The sequence below is a fragment of the Bacillus sp. FSL W8-0645 genome (genome assembly GCF_038007905.1).
GTDB classification, from domain to species: domain Bacteria; phylum Bacillota; class Bacilli; order Bacillales; family Bacillaceae; genus Bacillus; species Bacillus pumilus.
In genome coordinates this window covers 811,236-831,458 of the sequence record NZ_JBBOYC010000001.1, presented here as the reverse complement: position 1 = coordinate 831,458, position 20,223 = coordinate 811,236, and the positions used below count along the sequence as shown (strand labels likewise).

Here is a 20,223-nt window from a genome sequence, read left to right as displayed (position 1 = left end):
TTGAGCGGTTTTTTCATATCTCATAAAAATGCGTATCAGGTACATGCTTCTTTGCAATAAACCCTTGCTGGAATTCTGGAAAGACTTTTTGCACCTGTTTGATTTTTTGATGAACCAAATCGGCATATGGAATATATAAATGATCCACAAGCCTTTGTTCTGTCATATAGTAATACCAATTCAGATTAAAGGTATTCTCATCAATGATCGTAAAGGCAGAAAAATGATAGAACAAGAGTGGACATTCGTCGAGATACATTTCCCCTTTCACAACTGAAAGCTTGTAGTTTTCAATATTCCAAATCGCGGCATTGGCTCCTTTAGATGTCACCACATGAACCCCTTCAAAATCATCGACCCATCTTTCAACATACCGCTGATCTCCATACGTCTTATTTTTTGTATCCATTTCGACTGTACAGTGTGCAAGACAGTTTTCCTTCCATTGTGTGACCGCCCGTTTGGCAACGTCTGTGTTGCGGCAGCCGACAAATCCGGTATTAAAGCGGCCAGACAACTCATAAAAGTGATAGAACCGCTCGGAATTCATATGATCCGTCAAAAATAAATGAGCGAGTGGATTCTCTGCAAATATCGCCTCTGGATCATGATAAAAATACAAATCCGTATCCAAATGGGCGAGATAATCCGCTTTTGAAGACTCAAGGATTTTGAGCAAAAAAACGGGCTTTAACGTCCAGCAATACTCATGGAACGTCCGATCATCCTTTGCCTTTCGCAGCGTCTCATCTTCAATATTTTCAAGCTGTTCATATTGAACATGCGGATGAGGAAATTCACTTAACACCTTGTAAGCCAAAGGGTCTGCACATAGAACAGACAGCTTGAATGAATGAGCGGTTTGTTCAAGCGAATGAATCAGCGCCAAAAGCTTAAAAACATGGGTATTCGACACAATGGTTGTAAAATGATAAGACGCCATCTACAACACATCCACTTGGAACAAATCAACGCGTAATAGCTCTTTCGTCAGCCCTTGAATGGCTTCTACAACCACTGTGCAGCCATATTCCTGCCGTGCAAGCTGCGCTGCCTCTGCCAGCTTTTTCAAAGGGACATGTCTAGCTGTTAGCTGATCTTTATTATCGCGTTTGACGCCCACATTCCGCTCTGTGATCAAATGAAGCAGCTCTAAAAAATAAGAGAGCAGACCATCGAATACCGGATTATCACGCAGCTGCCGGACTTCTTTTACAATGTCATTTGTGACGGTGTGAGAAAATGGACCAGAGAAAGCCAAATGGACATCAATGGCATCAATATTGTTGTACTTCTCGCACATATACAAAATGTTATATTTGATGTCATCAAATGACGTTAAATTACTTGGATGCTCCTGATGCACGCTCATGATATCCTCTCGCAATTCAAAGGAGAGACCCAGCTGATGCAGACGAATTCCTAAATCATAATCCTCAAACCCGTACCGAACGATCTGTTCATCAAACATCCCGAGCGTGATGACATGCTTGCGTTTGACAGAGGAGTTATTCGTAATAAAAAATCGCCACGGCAGCTCATAAGAGCCTAAATCATAGTTGTACGTGCGCAAAATGTCTTTGAGGATAGCAATAAACTCAGACTGCAAATCGAAGCTTTTCTCTAGAAATGCACCATTTTCAACTTCCTTCATTGATAAAAGAGGCGTTTTATCTTTCATTTTCCGCTTATACAAGCCTTTCTTTTTCAACCGCTTGATATGATCCTGATCAAATGCTTCGTAAAAATAACGATAAATCCGCTTCCAGCATACACCGCAAATGACAAGGTCCTCATGATCAGCATGTGCCTCCGCATGCTTTTGAATAAATTGCGGCTCTGCCAGCATATCGCTGTCATGGAATATCAGCAGGTCCCCCTCCGCCTCGCGAATGGCATGATTGCGACCCTTGGCAATCCCTTGATTGACAGGAATACGTACCTTTTTAAACGGAAAATTCACCTCAATGTTCTCAAGCATTTCCATCGTGCCGTCCGTTGACCCATTATCGGCGACAATGACCTCAAACGGAATATCCGTATCCTGAAGCGTTAAGGAAAAAAGACTCCCTTCTAAACGCTCTTTGGCATTATAGCTCGGAATAATGACGCTTACCTTTGGTTTCTCATTCATGCGTCATCCTCCTCCAATTTGGCATAGCCGTTAAACAGCGGATCGACCTGCTCAACAGATTCAATCACATGGCGCAGCACGTTTCGATAGGCTTCTTGGAAAAACGGCAGATCATCTCTCCCCTTTTCATGAATTTGCTGCATTTCATCCTTGCTCACGATGCGAAAGCCGCTGAAATGATAGCAAATGAGCGGATGCCCATCCTCCAGCAAAATCCGTCCATTTTCTTCCCGATAGGAATGCTGCCCATAGTTCCAATGACCAATATTCACGCCTTTTGTTTGAATATCCTCCACTTTTTCAAACAGCTTCGGCATATGATCGAGATATCCTTGATCGCCAAACTTGCCTTCGCCCGGTGCATTTTTGCATTCCTTCAAGCATTCTTCTTTCCACCAGCTGAGGCATTTTCGTCCGGCTTTATCTCCTTTAAAATGCAGGAAGCCAGAGTTATAGCGACCTAAAAGCTTCTGAAGCATCTTCACTTCCTCAGGATCAAAGCTCGGAATCACAATATCCCCTCTCGAGAGTAAAACAGAGGCATCCGGCTGATGTTGAAAAATCACTTGCGGGCTCTCATAAAAAAATAAATCCGCATCAAGATAGGTTACTCCCTCTGCCTGCTCCTGTTCAAATAACCACTCAATCCAAATCGGCTTTAATGTCCAGCAATATTCCGAGGCATCCCGTTCCTCTTTTTTCTCCAGCAGCTCTGGCGTTTCGAGCACCCGTACATGAACAAGATCAACATGAGGAAAATTCATTTGATGAAGCAGGTCAAATGCAGCATCATCCATACATAACGTCTTGATGACAGCATCATCTTCTACTTGCTTCAATGACAAGAAAAACGCAATGGCTTGATAAAGTCTTCCACTTGATAGAACCGTACAATATATGCTGTTCATCTACTTACACCTCTATTTTTGAAAGAATTCGCGGTACCATTCAATCGTCTTCTCTAAACCTTCATCAATCGAGTAGTCTGGCTTCCAATCAAGCAGCTTTCTCGCCTTTTCTGCCGACAAATATTGATGCTTTATCTCATGCGTTCCTTGGTTTAAAATACGAGGCTTCAGTTCACTGCCCATCGCCTTTAAAATCTTATCCACGAGCTCAAGAACCGTCAGCTGAATTTCATTACTAAAGTTAAATGCTTCTCCGGCGAGCCCTTTTTCCTCCATTTTCTCAGCTAGCAGCAAATAAGCCTTAACCGCATCTTCAATGTAGAAATAATCACGAATAAAAGTACCATCACTTCTAATTTCAGGCGCTTCTCCTTCTAGCACAAGCTGGATGGTTTGCGGAATGATTCTGTTGAAGTTTAAATCCCCGCCCCCGTATAAATTGCCGCAGCGCGTAATACAAACTGGAAGACCATATGTGTTGTAATACGTGTGAGAAATTAAATCTGCACAGCTCTTTGATACATCATACGGATGTTTCCCATTTAGCGGCATGTCTTCATCGTATGGAAGCTGCTCCTGATCGCCGTATGCTTTGTCACTTGATGCCACGATGACTCGTTTGATTAGAGGCTGTCTTCTGCAAGCCTCGAGTACATTCCATGTCCCTAAAATATTGGCTTCAAATGTAGAAACAGGGTGTCTATTTGCAACCCCAACAATGGCCTGCGCCGCCAAATGGAAGACAGTATCAATTTCGTATTCTCCTAACGCACGTTCAATCGTTTGCATATCCTCCAATGCACCTTGCACCACATTCATCTTTTCAAATTGACTGCCTTGATATAAATTCGACCTTGGCACCTGATCACGCACAAGTCCAGTTACGTTTGCACCTTGATCAATCAATTCCTTGACGAGATAGCTTCCTAATAGTCCTGTACATCCAGTCACAAACACGTTTTTCCCATTCCAAAATCCGCTCATGCCGTCACCAAACCTTCCATGGTTGTTTTCCATTTATCCACATGCCATTGATTTCCTTCAGGTTCTTATACGTATCGATCGCTGTCCAAAATCCGTGGTGCTCATAAACCGCAAGCTCTCCATCATTCGCCAAATTTTGAAGAGGCTCCGCTTCAAATACGCATTGATCATCGTCTGTCAAATAGTCAAATACCTTTGGAGACAACACAAAAAATCCTCCATTGATCATCCCGATACTGTCTGTCTTCTCAGAGAAGGATTGTGCCATCCCGTTATATACCTTCAACGTCCCGTACTGTGACTTCTTTTCAATTCCTGTGACAGTCGCAGCTGCCCCAAGCTCCTGATGACGCTTCAGCAGATGAAACATATTGACATTGGCAAGTCCATCACCATACGTCATCATGAATGTCTCATCCCCAATGTAGTCCTGTGCCTGCTTTAACCGTCCGCCTGTCATCGTATTCTCGCCCGTATCTAAAAAGGTGATTTTCCAGTTCTCTGACTTTCCTAAAAGCTTTATTTCCCCTGTTGCCATATCCAGCTTCATGCTGTGATGCCGCCAGTCGTAGTTCAGGAAATACTCTTTGATCTTCTCTCCTTTATATCCAAGCAATAAGATAAACTCATCTACTCCGTAATACTGATAGATTTTCATAATATGCCATAGAATAGGCCGATCTCCGATCATAGCAAGTGGTTTAGGAAGCGCTTGTGTGACCTCACTCATTCTCGTTCCCTTTCCTCCGCAGAGAATGACTGCTTTCATCTTCTCCCCTCATCTCTCTATGAAAAATTTTTGATTGAAAACCTTATCTTTATGCGGAAAATCAGTACATGTACCCTCATACTTTGTCCGACATCAGGTTTTGAATCTACTCTATTCATATGTCGAAATGAGAGAGGGTGCCACCTAGCATTTAACTATTTTTACAAATAAAAAAAGAGCGAGATTTGTATTCTCGCTCTTTCAAAGTTTAAATTGTATATTATCAGGGTAGATGGTATGATAAACATGTGCATCAACAGCACAAACAGCCTCTTTTTATCAAGAGACTACTAGATGGAATGAATTCAAGTGGCAGCTTGCTTCATTCTCAATATGAATCACGGAGGTGAATTCCCATGGCACAAAACGTACTTTGTGAAGTGAACTCTTGCCGTTTTTGGGCTGATAACAGCTGTACGGCTTCTACCATTAAAATTGGTAAAAACACAATGGCTGATGTGACTCGCAATGCTGAAACTGATTGCGAAACATTTGAAACAAAATAAGTGATTTTTCTGAGGTGAAGGAACTGGCAGGTTCCTTCTTTTCTTTTATCATTCTATCAAGAATGATAATTATTATCAAGTGTTTTTCCATAAACATTTCTCGGGAAATAATGACACGATATTTCTCCATTCGTTGACGATTTTCACTCCTTTTTCTATACTCAACATATCCGAAGAAGAAAAAGTGGTGACCAATCAATGGATTTTACGATACGTTTTCTATCATTCTTTGTCGTGGAAATCGAAGGCAAAGATGAACAAGCAAATAAACGGTTCAAGCATTATCAAACATTAGATCAAGAGGAATTTGAACAAAGTGAGCTGAAGGACTTTTTAGATGGTGAACTAAAAAAAATCGTCAAACGAAAAGTGGACAGACACCCTAAATCTGAACAAGTACCGACCAAAATTGGCCGATTCATTGTCGAACCCGGTCATGAACTCGATTCAAATCCAAACTACAATTTATTTCATCAGACGAGATTTGCCGATACAAAAGAAGTATTTAATGAATGCAGTGAACAGTTTGTGCGCACGTATTTAGATACAAGTGCTGTCAGAGGCGGCGTTTTTTTAGTTGCGTCTGCCGTTCCTAAAAAGTACTTTGATGACTCCTTTGTCTTTATTATGAAATGCGATTTTGAACAGAAAGTCGCTTCTATCGCTGATACATCTACCTTGATCAAAAAAGTAGAAATGGCGATTACAACTAAAAACATGAAATCAATTCAATACCCTTTTATGCCAGAAGAGGGCATGACAGAGGAAGCTGAAGTGAAAATTCACCAATCCTCACATGCTCGTTATTTTGAGGACTTTCTGAAATTCGTCGAATACGGAGAATCTATGCCTGAAATCATGAAATCACAGGTCATGAATATGGTGCAGGAACAAGTATTTGAAACATTACAGGATGAAAGTGAAGAATTAAAGCAATTTGAAGAGGACCTTGAAATATGGGAAGCGAGTGAAAAGCGAGAAATTAGAGAAACACTCGATACAGAACAAGTCACACTAGCAGCTTCTCACATTGTGGAACAAACCCCTGATATCACAATGAAAATGCGTCTAGGTGAAACAGAAATCAAAGGGCTTCTAGCGGACTTTGGCCACTCGATCCATATTGCGAAGGTCAACAATCGATATGTCGTGCTCGTTGAAGCAGACCAAATCGTCTTCGAAAAAGGAAGCACACCTGTTGAATTCCATAAACCAAATGGATTAAAAGAGGTTGTCAGCCACCTCACGCAAAAAGCCTACGATTCAGACTTAGAATAAGAGAATATGACTGCCTCCTGCGCTCAGCTACATGAGGCAGTTTTTTTATATAGCGCTTTATTTTTTACACTGCACTAGAAGAAACATGCTGCCCGCCTCTTACCCACATGCTGACAAGCATTAAGCTTATGACGAGCATCAGCCAAAAGACGCTGTTTGTTCCGAAAAACTGAATCAATGTATACCCGCACAAAGGTCCTAAAGCAGCCCCCATATCTTGAACAAAAGAATAGCTGGCGAGAAAGCGGTTCTTATCTGTTTGAGCAGAGGCTTTTTGAAAGGCAAGTGTATCGGTGAACGTTGTTACAATCGTTGCCAGCAGCTGAATCAAAAGCAGCATCACAAGGAACCAGCCGCTTACCTTCAGCATGACCCCAAGAAAACTGAGCCCTCCAAATGAAAGAAACATCCAGCATAGCATTCGTTCCTTCATCACAAGCCGATCAAACCATTTGCCTGTTCTCGGTGCGAGAAATGGTTCCCATCCCCACCTGAGTGCTTGAATAACACCGCTTAAAGCCGAAGCTCCGATGACAAAGCCAAACAGAGTCAATTCATCCTGATCGATCTTTGCTTCAATGACATGACTCAGCGTGGATGCGAATAAACCTTGGATGATCAGTGCGATCAGCATGCCTGTTATCAGTACTTTTACCACATCTCGTGTAAACCACTTCTGTTTGATGCCATGATACACCTTGCTGCCTTCTCTCTTTTCAATTTCATCCAACGATACATAAAAAATGCCCCCCATCAATGTGAGTAAACCAAAGACAAGCGTCATGGACTGGAAGCCGATCAAGCTGGCAAAGATTCCTCCAAATAACATGCCAAATAAACTCCCAAGCCGGTAAAGTCCATTATAAAGACCCGTCAAATGTCCTTGTGAGCCTTCGTCCATTTCAGCCAAAACCCTCATCCCGCTCATACGGAGTAACGTCCAAGCGAGGCCCCATGCGCAGCGGCAGATCAATAGCAGCCAAAAACCGCTCATCCCATATAATATCGTGGTCACTGACGCGATCAAAATCGCCATCAATACACCTGTCTTCATTGGGATATAGCGATAGAGCCACCATACGACAGGTGCTAGCGGGATACGTATGAATCGGTTGATAGACAGCAGTAACCCGACCTCCCAAATGGATGATAAACCAATCTCTTTCCAATAGATCGGGAGAACAATATAGAGCATTGAATCCCCAATAAGTGCAAATGCTGTGATAAGCGATATTGACACAACTTGCTTTTGACGACGATCCATTTTTCTTCCCCCTTCGCTACCTTTACGATAAGGGATGCCTTATAATAAATCTAATGAATGTTTTTGATTAATTTATCAAAATAATTGATAGGTGGTGCAAAGTTGAATTTACATGCCCTTCGAATTTTTGCAAAGGTCGCAGAGACAAAAAGCGTCACACAAACTGCAGATGCATTATCTTTAACACAGCCAGCTGTGACGGCCCAGCTTAGAAGCATTGAACGAGAGATCGGGATTCGCCTTTTTAAACGAAACGGTCGAGGCATTGCGCTCACAGAAATGGGAAAGATGCTGTATCCTTATGCCCGGCAAGTGTTTGAGGCTGAAAAGGAAGTAGAATATCAGATCACGCTATTACAAAACGGGAAGAAGGGGCGCCTCCGCATCGCTTCTACCTACGTACCACTCAACTTTTTACTGCCAGATTGGCTGGCTGCTTTTAAAACGTCATCACCACAGACAGAAATCGAATTAAAAAGCGGAAACTCCGCTCAAGTGATAGACAGCCTGCTTCAATATGAATCAGATGTCGCCATCGCTGTAATTGAAGATTTGCATCATGAGGAGATCGTTACCTCTCATTTGACGAATTTAAGCTATGATTTTATTGTGCCAGCAGACCATCCGTTGAACGGAAAAACCGTTCCGCTAGAGCGCCTGAGTCTGGAGCCTTTTTTGATGCGTGAAGAAGGCAGCTCTACAAGAGATAAGCTCTTTTCCCTTTTCACCTCGAAAGGAATTAAAAAACCGACTGTTGATTTACAATTCAGCGGTGTTCATGAAGCAATTCAAATGATCAAAGCTGGCTATGGGATCACGCTTGTTCCCCGTGATGCGGTTCAAGGTAGTCTCAAGCGGAAAGAGATTGGTCGTATATATATCGAGGGCATAGAAATCGTCAGACCTGTTGTGATCTGCAAACGGGCGAATGACCTTGAAGAAAATAGAACCGTGGATGCCTTCCTGCAGATGAAAGGGATCGGTCCATTTAAGGAGCCTGCTGCAAATTAAAAAAGTGCCTGCATGAGAAACAGGCACTTTTTCTATTCTGCTGGCTGCACGATGTCATACGGTACAGCCTTTGAGGCTTTCACTAATTGTTCTGGTGTGATGAGGATTTCATTTCCCCATTCACCTGCGCCAACGCCTAATATTTCTTCCTCTAATAGTGAAGCTTCGATAATGGTGCGGAAGCCTTCTGGCTGCCAGCAAAACGGCGGTATTGAGCCAATTCGGTAGCCTGTCACTTCTAGAACCTTCTCTGGTGATGCCATTTTAATATTACGAGAGCCAGCCGCTTTCTTTAGTTTTCCTGACTTAATATGCTGGTCAGCGCCAACCATCACAAGCAACTGCTCCCCTTCCCCTGTTTCAAAAATCAATGTCTTAATCATTTGTCTCTCACAAAAACCAAGGGCTGCTGCTACATTTGCGGCTCCCTTCTCTGTTTCGGAAGAGAATGTTTTGATCTCATATGGGATACTGTGCTGATTCAAGAATTCATGTGCTGGTAGTACTTTCATTGATTTGAACCCCTTTCCTTACGATGTCTTTCATTTAGCTTATCACAATCCTCTCATCCTTAAGATGTATTTTTCACTGAAAAGCCTCTGGGTCCTTCTTCACCATGCTATACTGAACTTGTTTTTGAAAAGGAGCCGGTTGGATATGGGAAACAAGTTTTGGTACTATACAGGCAGTAAAAGCCTTCTCATGCTAAGTGATATTCTATTTGTGATGACGATCACATTTGTGATCTATCAAGATACACAATCTGTTGCGTATGCGGCTTTATTTCCGCTAATAAGAACACTATGCCAGCTATTAGCCGGGCTCATCTCTCCTGTTTTGGCAGATTACTTTCAAGCGGGCCGGCTGTTGAAATGGGCCCCGCTTTTACGTCTCGGGTTGCTCATCGTGTTTACAGCCCAATTTCATTTCTTTCAGCAGCATATAGTTTGGCTGTTTGGTGCGCTTATTCTCATTTCCATCACAGGCGGGTTCATTAGTCCTTTATTACAGGCCATCATGCCGATGCTTGTGCCAGAGAATCAGCTTGTGAAAGCGAACAGTACAGCCTCCATTTTTCAACAAACGGTTCAAATTGCCGGCTATTCGTTTACTGGAATGCTCGTCCTGTTCATTGGTCCCTTTTATTTAATGTGGATCACTTGTTTGATGATTGTGTTGTCTTATTTGTTTTTCATCCCTGTATTTCCTCTTCTTAAGCAAGGAGACACCGTTCGAAAAGCAAATAAGATGAACAGTTTCAAGGATGGCTGGACGATCATTTGGACAAACAAAACAATTCGCACCCTGACCTTTATGGATGTGTGTGAAAATATAGCAGGCGCTGTGTGGATCGGGGCGATTACGCTTGCCTTTGTCACACAAGATTTAAACGAAAGTGAGGATTGGTGGGGGTTTATCAATTCCGCTTATTATACCGGCGCCATTCTAGGCGGGCTCTTGGCTGCGTGGATAAGCCGGTTCATTCAAAAGCAGCTTCTTCTCTTTATGGCAGCTGGTTCATTCATTTATGCAGTGCTGACCATTGTCTACTCACTGAACAGCCTGCCGTGGCTTGCTTTGCTGCTTTGTATTTTGATGGGGCCTGCTTATCAAATTCGTGATGTTTCACAGCAAACTATTCTTCAAACGGAAACGCCCGTCCGAGATTTATCAAAGGTGTACTCGGCTCATTACGTTCTTTCCTCTGTATCTGTCGGTTTATCTATTTTCTTTGTTGGATTGATTGCAGATGCATTCGGAGCGAGGACTGTGTATATGCTGGGCGGTTTGTTTGTGCTCATCTGTTCCGGGATTGCCATCCTCTCATTTATGAGGCAGGAAAAAAAGAGCGGCTGATTCATGCAGCGGCTCTTTTACGTTTCCTTTAACATTGCGAACATATCACGCGCCATCGCTTCTAAAATATACACAACTGGCGTCTGTGTCGTAATATTGGCTCTGTGAACCCGTTCGTCTGTCACGTAATAAGCAATATTTAAATCTGAAATGCGCGAAATCGTGCAGTGCTGATTGTTTGTAATACTAATGATTTTGCTTCCTTCTCTTTTTAACTTCGAAATATGGTCGATTGTAATACTGTTCTCCCCTGATACAGATAGCACAATGGTGACACTATTGTCTAAATACTGCATATTCATCGGGAAAAACGGATCATTGATGTAAAATGAAAATTTCTCAAGACTCGAAAAATACCTTGCCCCATACTGCGCCAAAATACCAGAGCTGCCAGTGCCAATAAACAGCACATTTTTTGCCTCGGCAATGATCCTTGCTGCCTCTTTAATTTTCCCCTCAAAGTCCCCTTTTAGTGTTCGTTCAATAAATTCATATAGAAAGTGCTGGGTGCTTTTTAAAGTAGGTGTCTGCTCTGCTTCTAAATACATTTTAAGCTTCACTTTAAACTCTGAAAAGCCTTCACAATTCACTTTTCGGCAAAAGCGAAGGACAGACGAGGTGGATATATGGGCAGCATCTGCTAAGTCCCGAATTCTCATATACACGACCTTTTCACTGTTTTCCATGATGTATCGGTATAAAGCGCTTTCTAGTTCATTAAAGCTGGAAATAACCTCACTTGAAAACATCTGACTTCCCCTTTCTCCAACAACATGTCACAATGTGTTTCTTTTATGTAACAAATCTCTAAATAGGGCACCCTTGCCTAAAGACGCTGAAGTCATTTACGCACGAGATGCTCTCACGATAAGCTATAGATGTACAAACAAAAAATTGGCTTTTCTCTATTATAACATTGCGCGTTACATTATTCGGAGGTGCAGAACATGGCAAAAGGATTAAAGGTTGTCACAATTGGCGGAGGATCAAGCTATACACCAGAGCTTGTAGAAGGATTTATTAAACGGTACGATGAATTTCCGATTAGCGAACTTTGGCTTGTCGATATTGAAGCGGGAAAAGAAAAGCTTGAAATCGTCGGAGATCTTGCAAAACGAATGGTGAAAAAGTCAGGACTTCCAATCGAGGTTCATTTAACATTAGATCGCCGGAAAGCGCTTGCGGGCGCTGATTTCGTCACAACACAATTCCGTGTCGGACTTCTTGAAGCACGTATGAAGGATGAACGCATTCCTTTAAAATATGATGTCATTGGTCAAGAAACGAATGGTCCAGGAGGTCTATTCAAAGGGCTTCGCACCATTCCAGTGATTCTGGATATTGTGAAAGATATTGAAGAACTATGCCCAGATGCATGGCTTGTGAACTTCACAAATCCAGCTGGTATGGTTACAGAAGCCGTACTTCGCTATTCAAACCATCGCAAAGTCGTTGGCTTATGCAACGTGCCAATCGGCATTCGCATGGGAATTGCCAAAGGGCTTGATGTCGACGCAAGCAGAGTCGAGGTCAGCTTTGCTGGATTAAACCATATGGTCTTTGGACTCAATGTATTCTTAGATGGCAAAAGTATCATGGATCAAGTCATCGAAGACATGGCAGATCCAAACTCCACGATGTCGATGAACAACATTCATGCCATTCCGTGGGATGCTGATTTCTTAAAAGGGCTTGGCGTTATTCCATGTCCATATCACCGCTACTACTACAAAACAAGTGATATGCTGGCTGAAGAAAAGAAAGCAGCAGAGAATGAGGGAACTCGTGCAGAAGTCGTTCGTGCACTAGAAAATGACCTGTTTGAGCTTTACAAAGACCCTGATCTTGATATCAAGCCGCCACAGCTTGAAAAACGAGGCGGTGCCTACTACAGTGATGCCGCTTGTAACTTGATTGCATCGATTTATAACGACAAGCATGATATTCAGCCTGTCAATACCATCAACAATGGTGCCATCAGTGACATTCCAAATGATTCTGCTGTAGAACTGAACTGCGTCATCACAAAAGACGGTCCTAAACCAATCGCTGTTGGCGAAATGCCAGTCGCAGTCAAAGGACTGATTTCTCAAATTAAATCCTTTGAACGTGTTGCCGCTGAAGCAGCCGTGACAGGAGATTACAACACAGCACTTGTCGCAATGACGATCAACCCGCTCGTCCCATCAGATGCCATTGCAAAAAGCATCCTAGATGAAATGCTAGAAGCACACAAAGAATATTTACCACAGTTCTTCAATAAAGTAGAAGCATAAAAAGAAGCCGCACTTGTCAAAAGTGCGGTTTTCTTATTTCTTTGCAAACAGCCTGTCCATCTGAGCACGATCATAGTCTAATAGCCAGTGCTGTAAGCCCTCGTAGACTGGCCGAAGGCGCTCAGCATCTGCCGCAATAAGATCACAGCCTCGATCATCATATAAGTGGAAAATCATCTGTTTAGAGAGATTGATCAAATAGATTTCATAATCAAGCTTCCCCTTCATGATTTGATTCGGTGCATAGAAATCCTCCTGGCACATGGCTTGTAGAAGTGGGTGTAATCGTATATCTTGCAGCTGGCAAGACAAGGTAAATCTCTCCAATGTCAGGGGCTCATCTAGTTCTGGTCTTACATAGGTCAAAAGCTCGTGACGCTAGCGATTGCGTACTTGCCGGCGAACATATTTCTGATAAACTAGGAGCTTTTGCTTCATTAATTCATGTTCATGCTGCGTATAGACATCCGTGACAAACAGAATATCGTCTTCTGGATCAAAAGCATATCTCACAATTTCTAAAGCACGATCCCCCGCTTTTTCTAATACAACCGATTTCTTTCCTAATGACCAATCTGCCACTTCAAAGCGTAGCCCAAAAGGCCACCCATAAAAAAGTGGCGGCGTGAGGACAAGATCAGGAAAATGACTTTTTAAAAAGCTATTGGTTTGATCGCTCATGTCATGTCCTTCCATTGGTTTTATTTCTTATTTTACCGTTGAAATTGATGGAAATACAATTGGAAATAAACTGTCATTTCTTATATGATAGAAAGAGATGGAGGTGTGACCAATTGAAAAAATGGTTTTTACAGGTGTTCCTCACCGCATTGATCACTATGTGGATACAGGCTGGACTTGATCAGGCGAACATCATTCATATCACCAACGTATGGATCGATGCTAGCAGCTGGATCCTGATCTTCTTTGTCATCTACGCACTTTTTGAATGGGCAGCTCACGTTTTAGCAAAACGGAAAACCGTTCATCGCTGAACATCTCTTTTCATAGAGATGTTTTTTGTTGAAATTCTTCCTGCACAAGTTCATGGATAACGCCCATTCCTGCCTGGCTTCCAGCTGCTGCTGCAAGGACAAGCTGAGCAGGGCCGCCTAAATTGTCACCGCATGCAAAGACACCGCTGACTGTTGTACGTCCAAGAATATCTGTTTCAATGCCGGCATTTTTCGTCATTTGACAGCCCAGACTTTCAGCAAATGGAGCTGACTGCTTGAATTCACTTGCGACAAATCCGCCTTCTCTTTTCACCGTTTCCCCATTCGCAAGGTGAAGAGAGTGCATTTGTCCATTCTCATGATGAATTGACATAATCGGTACATCAATGACTTGAATAAAATGTGCTGATAGCAATGCCTTCTCCTCTTCAGCAAACACTTGCTGCCCATTCGTAAACACGATCAAATCCTTTGTCCAATTGGAAAGAAGTTTAGCCATATGCAAGGCGCGTGGATTCTCAGCAATGAGAGCAAGCGGCTTGTCCTTTAGCTCCCAGCCATCGCAGAAAGGACAGCTAAACAACGTCTTTCCATACACTTCATGAATCCCCTTGATCTCTGGCAGTATATCCTTTAGCCCTGTTGCCAATATGATTTTCTTCGCTTCGAACCTTTCTCCCTCTTGTGTCAGTAACGCAAAGTTGTCCTCATTGTTTTGTATCTCGACCATTCTACTTCGTTTGATTTGGATATTGGGGTAGTTTTGAAGATCTGCTTCTCCCGCTTGTCTGATCTCAAACGGTGTCATTCCATCGTTTGTAATAAATCCATGTGATTCCTGAGTCACTCGATTTCTTGGCATCTCGTCATCGAATAAAATGACCTGTTTTCTGCCCCGCCCCACAACAAGTGCTGCGCTTAATCCGGCTGGCCCTCCTCCGATAATGGCACAATCTAATAACATGTCAATCTCTCCTTTTTATTCAAGACTTTAAAGACTCTTAATATCTATAATTGGTTCAAAAAAATCACATGTTGAAAAATGGATCTTTTTTTGTCTGCTCAATTTGGCTTGCGATATCAACTAACCGCTTTTGACTTAACGTCTCCTGCATTTTCGTTTCAACATCCTGCATGACCTGTTCAATCAAACAGTCATCATGAGGCATGAAAGAATCATGTTCTAAGGAACAACGAAATAAATTAGTTTGACCTTCTACCGCCTGAATGACGTCTAAAAATGAAATGTCCTCCTTCTTTTTCATAATGGTGTAACCACCTTTTGCGCCAGGTGTTGATTCAATCAATCCTGCCTTCACAAGCTTTGTTAAAATTTTGGATAAATAGGTGGGTGAAAGGTCTTGCATCTTGGCGAGAGGCTCAACGCCTATTGCTTTCCCCTTTGGTGCAAGAGTTAAAAATACCATCGTATGAAGTGCATAGTTGGTTGCTTTAGAATATTTCATCAGATGATTTCCTTTCTATCTATTATAGACCTTTTATATCTGTAATAGATTATAAAAGATTCAAGAAGAAAAAGCAAGTATTGTGGATCTGCTTCTTTTTTCATTCCACATTTCGCATTTTCTTCCGATAATAGAGGTAAGCACGAATCAAATTTTGATGAAAACTAGAAGGAGTGAAGAGAAATGTCAGATCAACAGCACAATGCAGCACACGAAGAAGAAGAGGAATTTAATGTATACGACATGCTTCCACCCGCAGGAACAATCATTGGTGAAGCAACAGAAGAAGAAATGGAAGCTGCGGCAGCATTAGAAGTAAGACATGTCGCGTTCATGCGCCTTCAAGATATGTTCATTCAATTTGATGGCTCGTCTTACAAAGACTTATTAAAAGACTTCCAAGAATTCGAATTGGATTCAACAAAATTCTGGAGAGCCATCGCTAGACGACTTCAAGTTCCATACGAATGGCCAATCCGACTCGACCACGCAAACGGTCCTATTTATATTGGTGAAACAGAGGATAGCCGTGAGGTTGTGGAGAGTGCGGAGTAAGGAATTGATGACCCCCTTGTTGGTTAAGGGGGCTTTTTAATAATTTAAAAGGTTTTTTATATTAAATAGATATTCTTATTGCTCTTCCAAATCAAATTCCAACCATAATGATATATTAAAAGCAATTTCATGCATTTCCTCTATTTTTGAGTGATTCAATTGCTCCGCAAAACGACGTGCACTTTGATAAACATCGTCATTCTGCTTAATCACCACAGCATTCAGTGTAAGGATCGTACTAAGCGCCCAGCCAGCAGTTACTAACATATTTTCGTCTTGAATGGAGTTCATAAAAGTTTCTACTTCTGAAAAAAACCACTTGATATCATCAATTTGTTCTACATGAAAAAATACAATATTCTGAAGTGCCTCAGAGTGTCGAGTCTTCAATATTTCTTTCACTTCTTCTTTTGATAATGGTTTATTCTGCTTTTCATATTCAGCCTGCCACTCTTCATCTGACATCCCATCTTCTTCACTATCCTCTGCGGTATAATGCCCCGCAATCAGTTCATCAAACGAATCTGCTAATTTGAAATCTGTCTCATATTCTAGATCAAAGTAATGAACCGGTGGATGTTCCTTTGTTTCTCTATAGTCCAATACAATCCACGTATGACCATCCCCACAAATGAGCACAAGTCCCTCAGGCAATTCCCATTCTTCTATTAAATAATCACTATCCATAATGCCTTCGCCTTTGGCAATTCCTCTTAAATGATCAAATGACACATGATCCTCTGCCCATCCATTCGGCTGGTCCGTTGGAAAAGCGTTATGCAGGGTATACCCGCCATTTTGTTCAAGAATCAGTTTTTTATATGTATCAGGCAATGTGACGCCTAGCTTCTTTTCCGCTTTTGCAATGCCTTTCTCATTGATTTTCTTAAATGTCTCTTCACTTTCTATGTCTGTATCCCAAAATGGTTTCAAATAAAATACCTCCAATTGTTATTTCTATCTCATTTTACCATTTAGAGCCACTAGTTTAATAGACCTATTCATAGAAAAAAGAGAAGGGCTTCCCCTCCTCTTTCTCATCATGATTGTTCTTGATTTCTCGCTTCAAATTCATCTAGCATTGCACGCACTTCATCTGTTGATGATGTGTTCATTAATTGGTTTCTTAGGAAGCTCGCTCCTCTGAATCCTTTTACATAAATCTTAAAGAAACGATGTAACGCCTTGAATGGACGCAAGCCTAATGAGGAATATTGATCATGAAGATCAAGATGCAATCTTAAAAGACCTAGCAGCTCATCACTCGTATGCTCCTTCGGCTCTTTTTCAAAAGCAAATGGGTTATGGAAAATCCCGCGCCCAATCATCACACCGTCCACTCCATACTGCTTAGCGAGCTTTAAGCCTGTTTGACGATCAGGAATATCACCATTGATCGTCAAAAGCGTATCAGGTGCCACTTCATCACGAAGTTTTATAATCTCAGGAATGAGCTCCCAATGTGCATCCACCTGGCTCATTTCCTTTCTAGTACGAAGGTGGATCGATAAGTTCACAATGTCTTGCTCCAATATGTGTCTGAGCCACCCGCGCCATTCATCGACCTCTGTAAAACCAAGTCTTGTTTTGACGCTGACTGGTAATCCTCCAGCTTTTGCCGCTTGAATCAGCTCTGCCGCAACATCTGGGCGAAGAATCAAGCCACTGCCCTTCCCGTTTTGTGTGACATTCGGAACAGGACAGCCCATATTAATATCAAGCCCCTGAAATCCTAATTCCGCCATGCCAATGCTCATTTGTCTAAAGTTTTCAGGCTTGTCCCCCCAAATATGAGCAACAATCGGCTGCTCATCCTCTGTAAAGGTTAAACGTCCTTTCACACTTTGAATACCATCAGGATGGCAATAGCTCTCACTGTTCGTAAACTCTGTGAAAAACACATCCGGTCTCGCCGCCTCACTCACAACATGACGAAACACAACATCTGTCACTTCTTCCATAGGTGCTAATATAAAAAATGGTCGTGGTAAATCACGCCAGAAATTTTCACTCATCTTTCATCCAATTCCTCTCATGACATAGCGCCTTATAGGGCTTGTCCTTCTATAAAGTCTTTCAGCAATTTTTATCATTATATACTTTAGTAAGGATTCAACGCAAAAGGAGCATAAAATGAACATTAACAAAATGCTATCAGCACTTTATAAAATATCAAAAATTTGAGAAGACGTAAACGTTGTTCAAAAAGGTACTACTAGTAAACGTGTCAGACGGGCAGCAGGTAATGCATCTGGCAAACTAATAAAAAAGATATTCAAATAAAAAAAGCCCTATGCAGGGGCTTTTTAAATTGTAATTGCCTTTTCTGTTACATGATAAGTATTAGAAGTAATGATTTTATCAAGTGACCAACCGGCAGCGAATAACACAGAAAAAATTGTTAAACTGATAAAATACAGTACTAACATACAATTCATTCTTAGTATGGTTTTTGTTACAATTTTTGTGTATCGCATAGATAAAAGTGATTTTCATAAAAGCTGCTGCTTGGATCAGAAAACGGAAAAACAATTCATAAAAGCTTTTATTAAAATGGGTGCGCCTAGAGATGTTGCTAAAACTTTGGCAAAATTCATTATTAATCTTCTTTAAATAATCAATAAGTGCTATTAGTTTTCTAATAGCGCTTTTTTATGGAGGGTCTTCATGTCTTTTTCTTACGTGATTTCATTGACTTTTTTAATACTCCTTTTAGTGTCTATCATACTCTATACTTTTTTAAGAAAGAAAAACGTTGTAGATGAAGCCCCTGGCGCTATTGCTGCCGTTCTTCTTATTTTACTTATATTTTTTTCCCTAAGTTTAGTTATTGTCCTTCCAACTGCTATGCTTTACCTAGTATCATTGGGAGTAAATTTTCTTTTCGGTGAATACATCACTTATGATTCATTATTTTCTTTGATTACCTTCTCGTTGTTAGTTAGCATCATAGTGATTTTTTGGTCATTTATCGTTTTATTTATAGGGAAAGGAATCACTTTTTTGTTGAAGGTCCCAAAATGGATAACTTATATTTTAGAATTTTTTGCTTCGTGGGCTCTTATTTACTTTTCAATTAAATATGTACTAAATATGGAGATAGTTGAAGTTTCTATATGGGGAAATGGGGTATTAATTTTATCTTTCTTTGTTAGCTTTTTATACATCGGACTTGATATCATATCCTCTGCACTTGATCAAAAAAATCAGAACATAGAAGAAGAACCCCCCATCCATTAATGGAGAAGGGGTTTTATTCATTTCATAGCTTTTTCTATCTATATTCATATGTCTATAGAGTTTTACTTTAATAGAATTTCAAGCGAATTTTTCATTCTAACGGAGGGGGAGCAAAAATAAAAATATCCCGATATCGATATTTTTCACGAAATCGGGACATCTCCATTATTGATTAATCACAAGACTTGCCACACACTCCACATGACTCGTATTAAACATCTTCCTCGTCAACATTTTTCGACCTTCGCAACCAGTATGAACAAAAATTTTAATAATCACATATGAGAATATACGTTCGTAAACTTTCGCAAACTTTTAGATCAAATGTGGTCATTTATGTGGTCAGTGGTCAAAAAAAGCCGTCCTTTTGGGCGGCCAAGGTGTGAGTAATATTAAGAAGAAGTTAATCATTGAAATATACGAATTTTTAAAAATCCCGTTTCCGCGGGTAAACCGTATACTCTAATTATACAGCACATTTAGACACCGAACAAATATTCTGTTAAAATGTGTTCGAGGTGAGAGTATGACTGATCTCGAAAGGAAAATATATCGCATCATCTACAACATGAGCAGATTCAGAAAGAACCCCTCAATGGATGACCTTAAAAGAAAAACAGGCAAAAATGAATATACCATCAGGCAAGCGGTTCATAATATGCTGTCAAAAGAAGAATTAAAATGGGATAAAGTAAAGAGAGAATGGAAGTTTTAATTTTCTTCATATGGGCGGTATTTCTTCCGCCCTTCTTTTAATTCTTTTTTCAGCTGCTCAATATCTGACTTTAAGAATAAAACAGTTTTACCCACTTTTTTTATCGGACTTACTCGACCATCTGTATGTAACTTACTCATGCGCTGCTTGTTTATTTTTAAAATCTCCTGTGCTTCAGATGAGGTGAGGACCTCATTTTGAATAAAGTCCTCAACCTGCTGCCGGTTCTTCAAATGATATTCCATGTTATCTGCTCCTTACTACATCTTTGATGATTACAAAAAGCGTTGCAAGTATTAAAGCG

At 41.1% G+C, this 20,223-nt stretch carries 22 protein-coding genes and 1 pseudogene; 9 read left to right on the top strand and 14 right to left on the bottom strand.

Translation table 11 applies throughout. The annotated features are described in order from the left end of the window. Positions 1–13: 13 nt before the first annotated feature. Genes NST39_RS04075 through rfbF form a run of 5 tightly spaced genes read right to left on the bottom strand, consistent with a single transcriptional unit; the run spans position 14 to position 4,795 of the window. Complete coding sequence (locus NST39_RS04075; protein WP_217012815.1) at positions 14–943, bottom strand: putative nucleotide-diphospho-sugar transferase; 930 nt, start codon at positions 941–943, stop codon at positions 14–16. Further along, positions 944–2,134, bottom strand: coding sequence for a glycosyltransferase family 2 protein (locus tag NST39_RS04070; protein WP_341027218.1), 1,191 nt, complete (start codon positions 2,132–2,134; stop codon positions 944–946). It abuts the gene before it with no gap. After that, positions 2,131–3,042 carry a putative nucleotide-diphospho-sugar transferase gene (locus tag NST39_RS04065; RefSeq protein ID WP_113768253.1) on the bottom strand — a complete coding sequence of 304 codons (912 nt, stop codon included), beginning with the start codon at positions 3,040–3,042 and terminating at the stop codon, positions 2,131–2,133. Before NST39_RS04065 ends, NST39_RS04070 begins: the two co-directional genes overlap by 4 nt. Positions 3,043–3,054: 12 nt before the next feature. Beyond that, positions 3,055–4,026, bottom strand: a complete 972-nt coding sequence (locus NST39_RS04060) for a GDP-mannose 4,6-dehydratase (RefSeq protein WP_041816148.1) — start codon at positions 4,024–4,026, stop codon at positions 3,055–3,057. A gap of 4 nt (positions 4,027–4,030) precedes the next feature. Then, positions 4,031–4,795 (bottom strand): glucose-1-phosphate cytidylyltransferase, encoded by a 765-nt coding sequence (rfbF, locus tag NST39_RS04055; protein ID WP_185107520.1) that lies wholly within the window; start codon positions 4,793–4,795, stop codon positions 4,031–4,033. Positions 4,796–5,151: 356 nt separating this feature from the next. Between rfbF and NST39_RS04050 the strand changes: the two genes are divergently transcribed. Together NST39_RS04050 and NST39_RS04045 are read left to right on the top strand one after the other, a co-directional pair. Then, entirely contained in the window at positions 5,152–5,301 is a 150-nt protein-coding gene (locus NST39_RS04050; RefSeq protein WP_080773021.1) for a DUF1540 domain-containing protein, read from the top strand. A 198-nt stretch (positions 5,302–5,499) separates the two neighbouring features. Further along, positions 5,500–6,579, top strand: a complete 1,080-nt coding sequence (locus tag NST39_RS04045) for a DUF3900 domain-containing protein (protein ID WP_113768251.1) — start codon at positions 5,500–5,502, stop codon at positions 6,577–6,579. A gap of 64 nt (positions 6,580–6,643) precedes the next feature. Here NST39_RS04045 and NST39_RS04040 read toward each other — a convergent pair whose 3' ends face one another. After that, positions 6,644–7,843 (bottom strand): MFS transporter, encoded by a 1,200-nt coding sequence (locus tag NST39_RS04040; RefSeq protein ID WP_341027217.1) that lies wholly within the window; start codon positions 7,841–7,843, stop codon positions 6,644–6,646. Positions 7,844–7,945: 102 nt separating this feature from the next. Between NST39_RS04040 and NST39_RS04035 the strand changes: the two genes are divergently transcribed. After that, complete coding sequence (locus NST39_RS04035) at positions 7,946–8,854, top strand: LysR family transcriptional regulator (protein WP_065099176.1); 909 nt, start codon at positions 7,946–7,948, stop codon at positions 8,852–8,854. Between the two features lie 32 nt (positions 8,855–8,886). Here the strand turns inward: NST39_RS04035 and NST39_RS04030 are convergent, their stop codons facing one another. Continuing rightward, positions 8,887–9,366, bottom strand: a complete 480-nt coding sequence (locus NST39_RS04030) for an aminoacyl-tRNA deacylase (RefSeq protein ID WP_065099175.1) — start codon at positions 9,364–9,366, stop codon at positions 8,887–8,889. Positions 9,367–9,511: 145 nt separating this feature from the next. Between NST39_RS04030 and NST39_RS04025 the strand changes: the two genes are divergently transcribed. Continuing rightward, positions 9,512–10,711, top strand: coding sequence for an MFS transporter (locus tag NST39_RS04025; protein WP_113768248.1), 1,200 nt, complete (start codon positions 9,512–9,514; stop codon positions 10,709–10,711). A gap of 17 nt (positions 10,712–10,728) precedes the next feature. Here the strand turns inward: NST39_RS04025 and NST39_RS04020 are convergent, their stop codons facing one another. Beyond that, positions 10,729–11,460 carry a MurR/RpiR family transcriptional regulator gene (locus NST39_RS04020; protein WP_341027216.1) on the bottom strand — a complete coding sequence of 244 codons (732 nt, stop codon included), beginning with the start codon at positions 11,458–11,460 and terminating at the stop codon, positions 10,729–10,731. 198 nt (positions 11,461–11,658) lie between these two features. Here NST39_RS04020 and NST39_RS04015 point away from each other — a divergent pair, with 198 nt between their 5' ends. After that, positions 11,659–12,987, top strand: a complete 1,329-nt coding sequence (locus NST39_RS04015) for a 6-phospho-beta-glucosidase (protein ID WP_106030038.1) — start codon at positions 11,659–11,661, stop codon at positions 12,985–12,987. Between the two features lie 33 nt (positions 12,988–13,020). Here NST39_RS04015 and NST39_RS19935 read toward each other — a convergent pair. Continuing rightward, positions 13,021–13,668: pseudogene (locus NST39_RS19935) on the bottom strand (DUF3885 domain-containing protein). Between the two features lie 113 nt (positions 13,669–13,781). On the opposite strand from NST39_RS19935, the gene NST39_RS04000 reads away from it, so the two are divergent. Then, positions 13,782–13,982, top strand: coding sequence for a hypothetical protein (locus NST39_RS04000; protein ID WP_113768246.1), 201 nt, complete (start codon positions 13,782–13,784; stop codon positions 13,980–13,982). 10 nt (positions 13,983–13,992) lie between these two features. On the opposite strand, the gene NST39_RS03995 is transcribed toward NST39_RS04000, so the two are convergent. Together NST39_RS03995 and NST39_RS03990 are read right to left on the bottom strand one after the other, a co-directional pair. After that, positions 13,993–14,907 carry an NAD(P)/FAD-dependent oxidoreductase gene (locus NST39_RS03995; protein WP_268452795.1) on the bottom strand — a complete coding sequence of 305 codons (915 nt, stop codon included), beginning with the start codon at positions 14,905–14,907 and terminating at the stop codon, positions 13,993–13,995. Between the two features lie 64 nt (positions 14,908–14,971). Continuing rightward, positions 14,972–15,409, bottom strand: coding sequence for an Rrf2 family transcriptional regulator (locus tag NST39_RS03990; protein ID WP_044141568.1), 438 nt, complete (start codon positions 15,407–15,409; stop codon positions 14,972–14,974). A gap of 183 nt (positions 15,410–15,592) precedes the next feature. On the opposite strand from NST39_RS03990, the gene NST39_RS03985 reads away from it, so the two are divergent. Then, entirely contained in the window at positions 15,593–15,964 is a 372-nt protein-coding gene (locus NST39_RS03985; protein WP_111912194.1) for a hypothetical protein, read from the top strand. Positions 15,965–16,039: 75 nt separating this feature from the next. Here NST39_RS03985 and NST39_RS03980 read toward each other — a convergent pair whose 3' ends face one another. Both NST39_RS03980 and NST39_RS03975 read right to left on the bottom strand, forming a co-directional pair. After that, positions 16,040–16,897, bottom strand: coding sequence for an SMI1/KNR4 family protein (locus NST39_RS03980; RefSeq protein ID WP_341027211.1), 858 nt, complete (start codon positions 16,895–16,897; stop codon positions 16,040–16,042). Between the two features lie 107 nt (positions 16,898–17,004). Further along, positions 17,005–17,979: a tRNA dihydrouridine synthase gene (locus NST39_RS03975; RefSeq protein WP_283924220.1), complete on the bottom strand. Its 975-nt coding sequence runs from the start codon at positions 17,977–17,979 to the stop codon at positions 17,005–17,007. 652 nt (positions 17,980–18,631) lie between these two features. On the opposite strand from NST39_RS03975, the gene NST39_RS03970 reads away from it, so the two are divergent. Together NST39_RS03970 and NST39_RS03965 are read left to right on the top strand one after the other, a co-directional pair. Continuing rightward, positions 18,632–19,204, top strand: coding sequence for a hypothetical protein (locus NST39_RS03970; RefSeq protein WP_341027208.1), 573 nt, complete (start codon positions 18,632–18,634; stop codon positions 19,202–19,204). Between the two features lie 526 nt (positions 19,205–19,730). Beyond that, positions 19,731–19,919 (top strand): hypothetical protein, encoded by a 189-nt coding sequence (locus tag NST39_RS03965; RefSeq protein WP_341027206.1) that lies wholly within the window; start codon positions 19,731–19,733, stop codon positions 19,917–19,919. Here the strand turns inward: NST39_RS03965 and NST39_RS03960 are convergent. Beyond that, the gene (locus tag NST39_RS03960; RefSeq protein WP_341027204.1) at positions 19,916–20,164 is read right to left on the bottom strand and encodes a helix-turn-helix domain-containing protein; all 249 of its coding nucleotides are present in this window, start codon (positions 20,162–20,164) and stop codon (positions 19,916–19,918) included. The two genes, NST39_RS03965 and NST39_RS03960, sit on opposite strands and share 4 nt — an antisense overlap. Positions 20,165–20,223 lie beyond the last annotated feature (59 nt).

Coding starts and splice junctions, on each gene's coding strand:
- NST39_RS04075 (WP_217012815.1), bottom strand. CDS start 943: ATGGCGTCTTATCATTTTACAACCATTGTGTCGAATACCCATGTTTTT.
- NST39_RS04070 (WP_341027218.1), bottom strand. CDS start 2,134: ATGAATGAGAAACCAAAGGTAAGCGTCATTATTCCGAGCTATAATGCC.
- NST39_RS04065 (WP_113768253.1), bottom strand. CDS start 3,042: ATGAACAGCATATATTGTACGGTTCTATCAAGTGGAAGACTTTATCAA.
- NST39_RS04060 (WP_041816148.1), bottom strand. CDS start 4,026: ATGAGCGGATTTTGGAATGGGAAAAACGTGTTTGTGACTGGATGTACA.
- rfbF (WP_185107520.1), bottom strand. CDS start 4,795: ATGAAAGCAGTCATTCTCTGCGGAGGAAAGGGAACGAGAATGAGTGAG.
- NST39_RS04050 (WP_080773021.1), top strand. CDS start 5,152: ATGGCACAAAACGTACTTTGTGAAGTGAACTCTTGCCGTTTTTGGGCT.
- NST39_RS04045 (WP_113768251.1), top strand. CDS start 5,500: ATGGATTTTACGATACGTTTTCTATCATTCTTTGTCGTGGAAATCGAA.
- NST39_RS04040 (WP_341027217.1), bottom strand. CDS start 7,843: ATGGATCGTCGTCAAAAGCAAGTTGTGTCAATATCGCTTATCACAGCA.
- NST39_RS04030 (WP_065099175.1), bottom strand. CDS start 9,366: ATGAAAGTACTACCAGCACATGAATTCTTGAATCAGCACAGTATCCCA.
- NST39_RS04025 (WP_113768248.1), top strand. CDS start 9,512: ATGGGAAACAAGTTTTGGTACTATACAGGCAGTAAAAGCCTTCTCATG.
- NST39_RS04020 (WP_341027216.1), bottom strand. CDS start 11,460: ATGTTTTCAAGTGAGGTTATTTCCAGCTTTAATGAACTAGAAAGCGCT.
- NST39_RS04015 (WP_106030038.1), top strand. CDS start 11,659: ATGGCAAAAGGATTAAAGGTTGTCACAATTGGCGGAGGATCAAGCTAT.
- NST39_RS03995 (WP_268452795.1), bottom strand. CDS start 14,907: ATGTTATTAGATTGTGCCATTATCGGAGGAGGGCCAGCCGGATTAAGC.
- NST39_RS03990 (WP_044141568.1), bottom strand. CDS start 15,409: ATGAAATATTCTAAAGCAACCAACTATGCACTTCATACGATGGTATTT.
- NST39_RS03985 (WP_111912194.1), top strand. CDS start 15,593: ATGTCAGATCAACAGCACAATGCAGCACACGAAGAAGAAGAGGAATTT.
- NST39_RS03975 (WP_283924220.1), bottom strand. CDS start 17,979: ATGAGTGAAAATTTCTGGCGTGATTTACCACGACCATTTTTTATATTA.
- NST39_RS03970 (WP_341027208.1), top strand. CDS start 18,632: ATGTCTTTTTCTTACGTGATTTCATTGACTTTTTTAATACTCCTTTTA.
- NST39_RS03965 (WP_341027206.1), top strand. CDS start 19,731: ATGACTGATCTCGAAAGGAAAATATATCGCATCATCTACAACATGAGC.
- NST39_RS03960 (WP_341027204.1), bottom strand. CDS start 20,164: ATGGAATATCATTTGAAGAACCGGCAGCAGGTTGAGGACTTTATTCAA.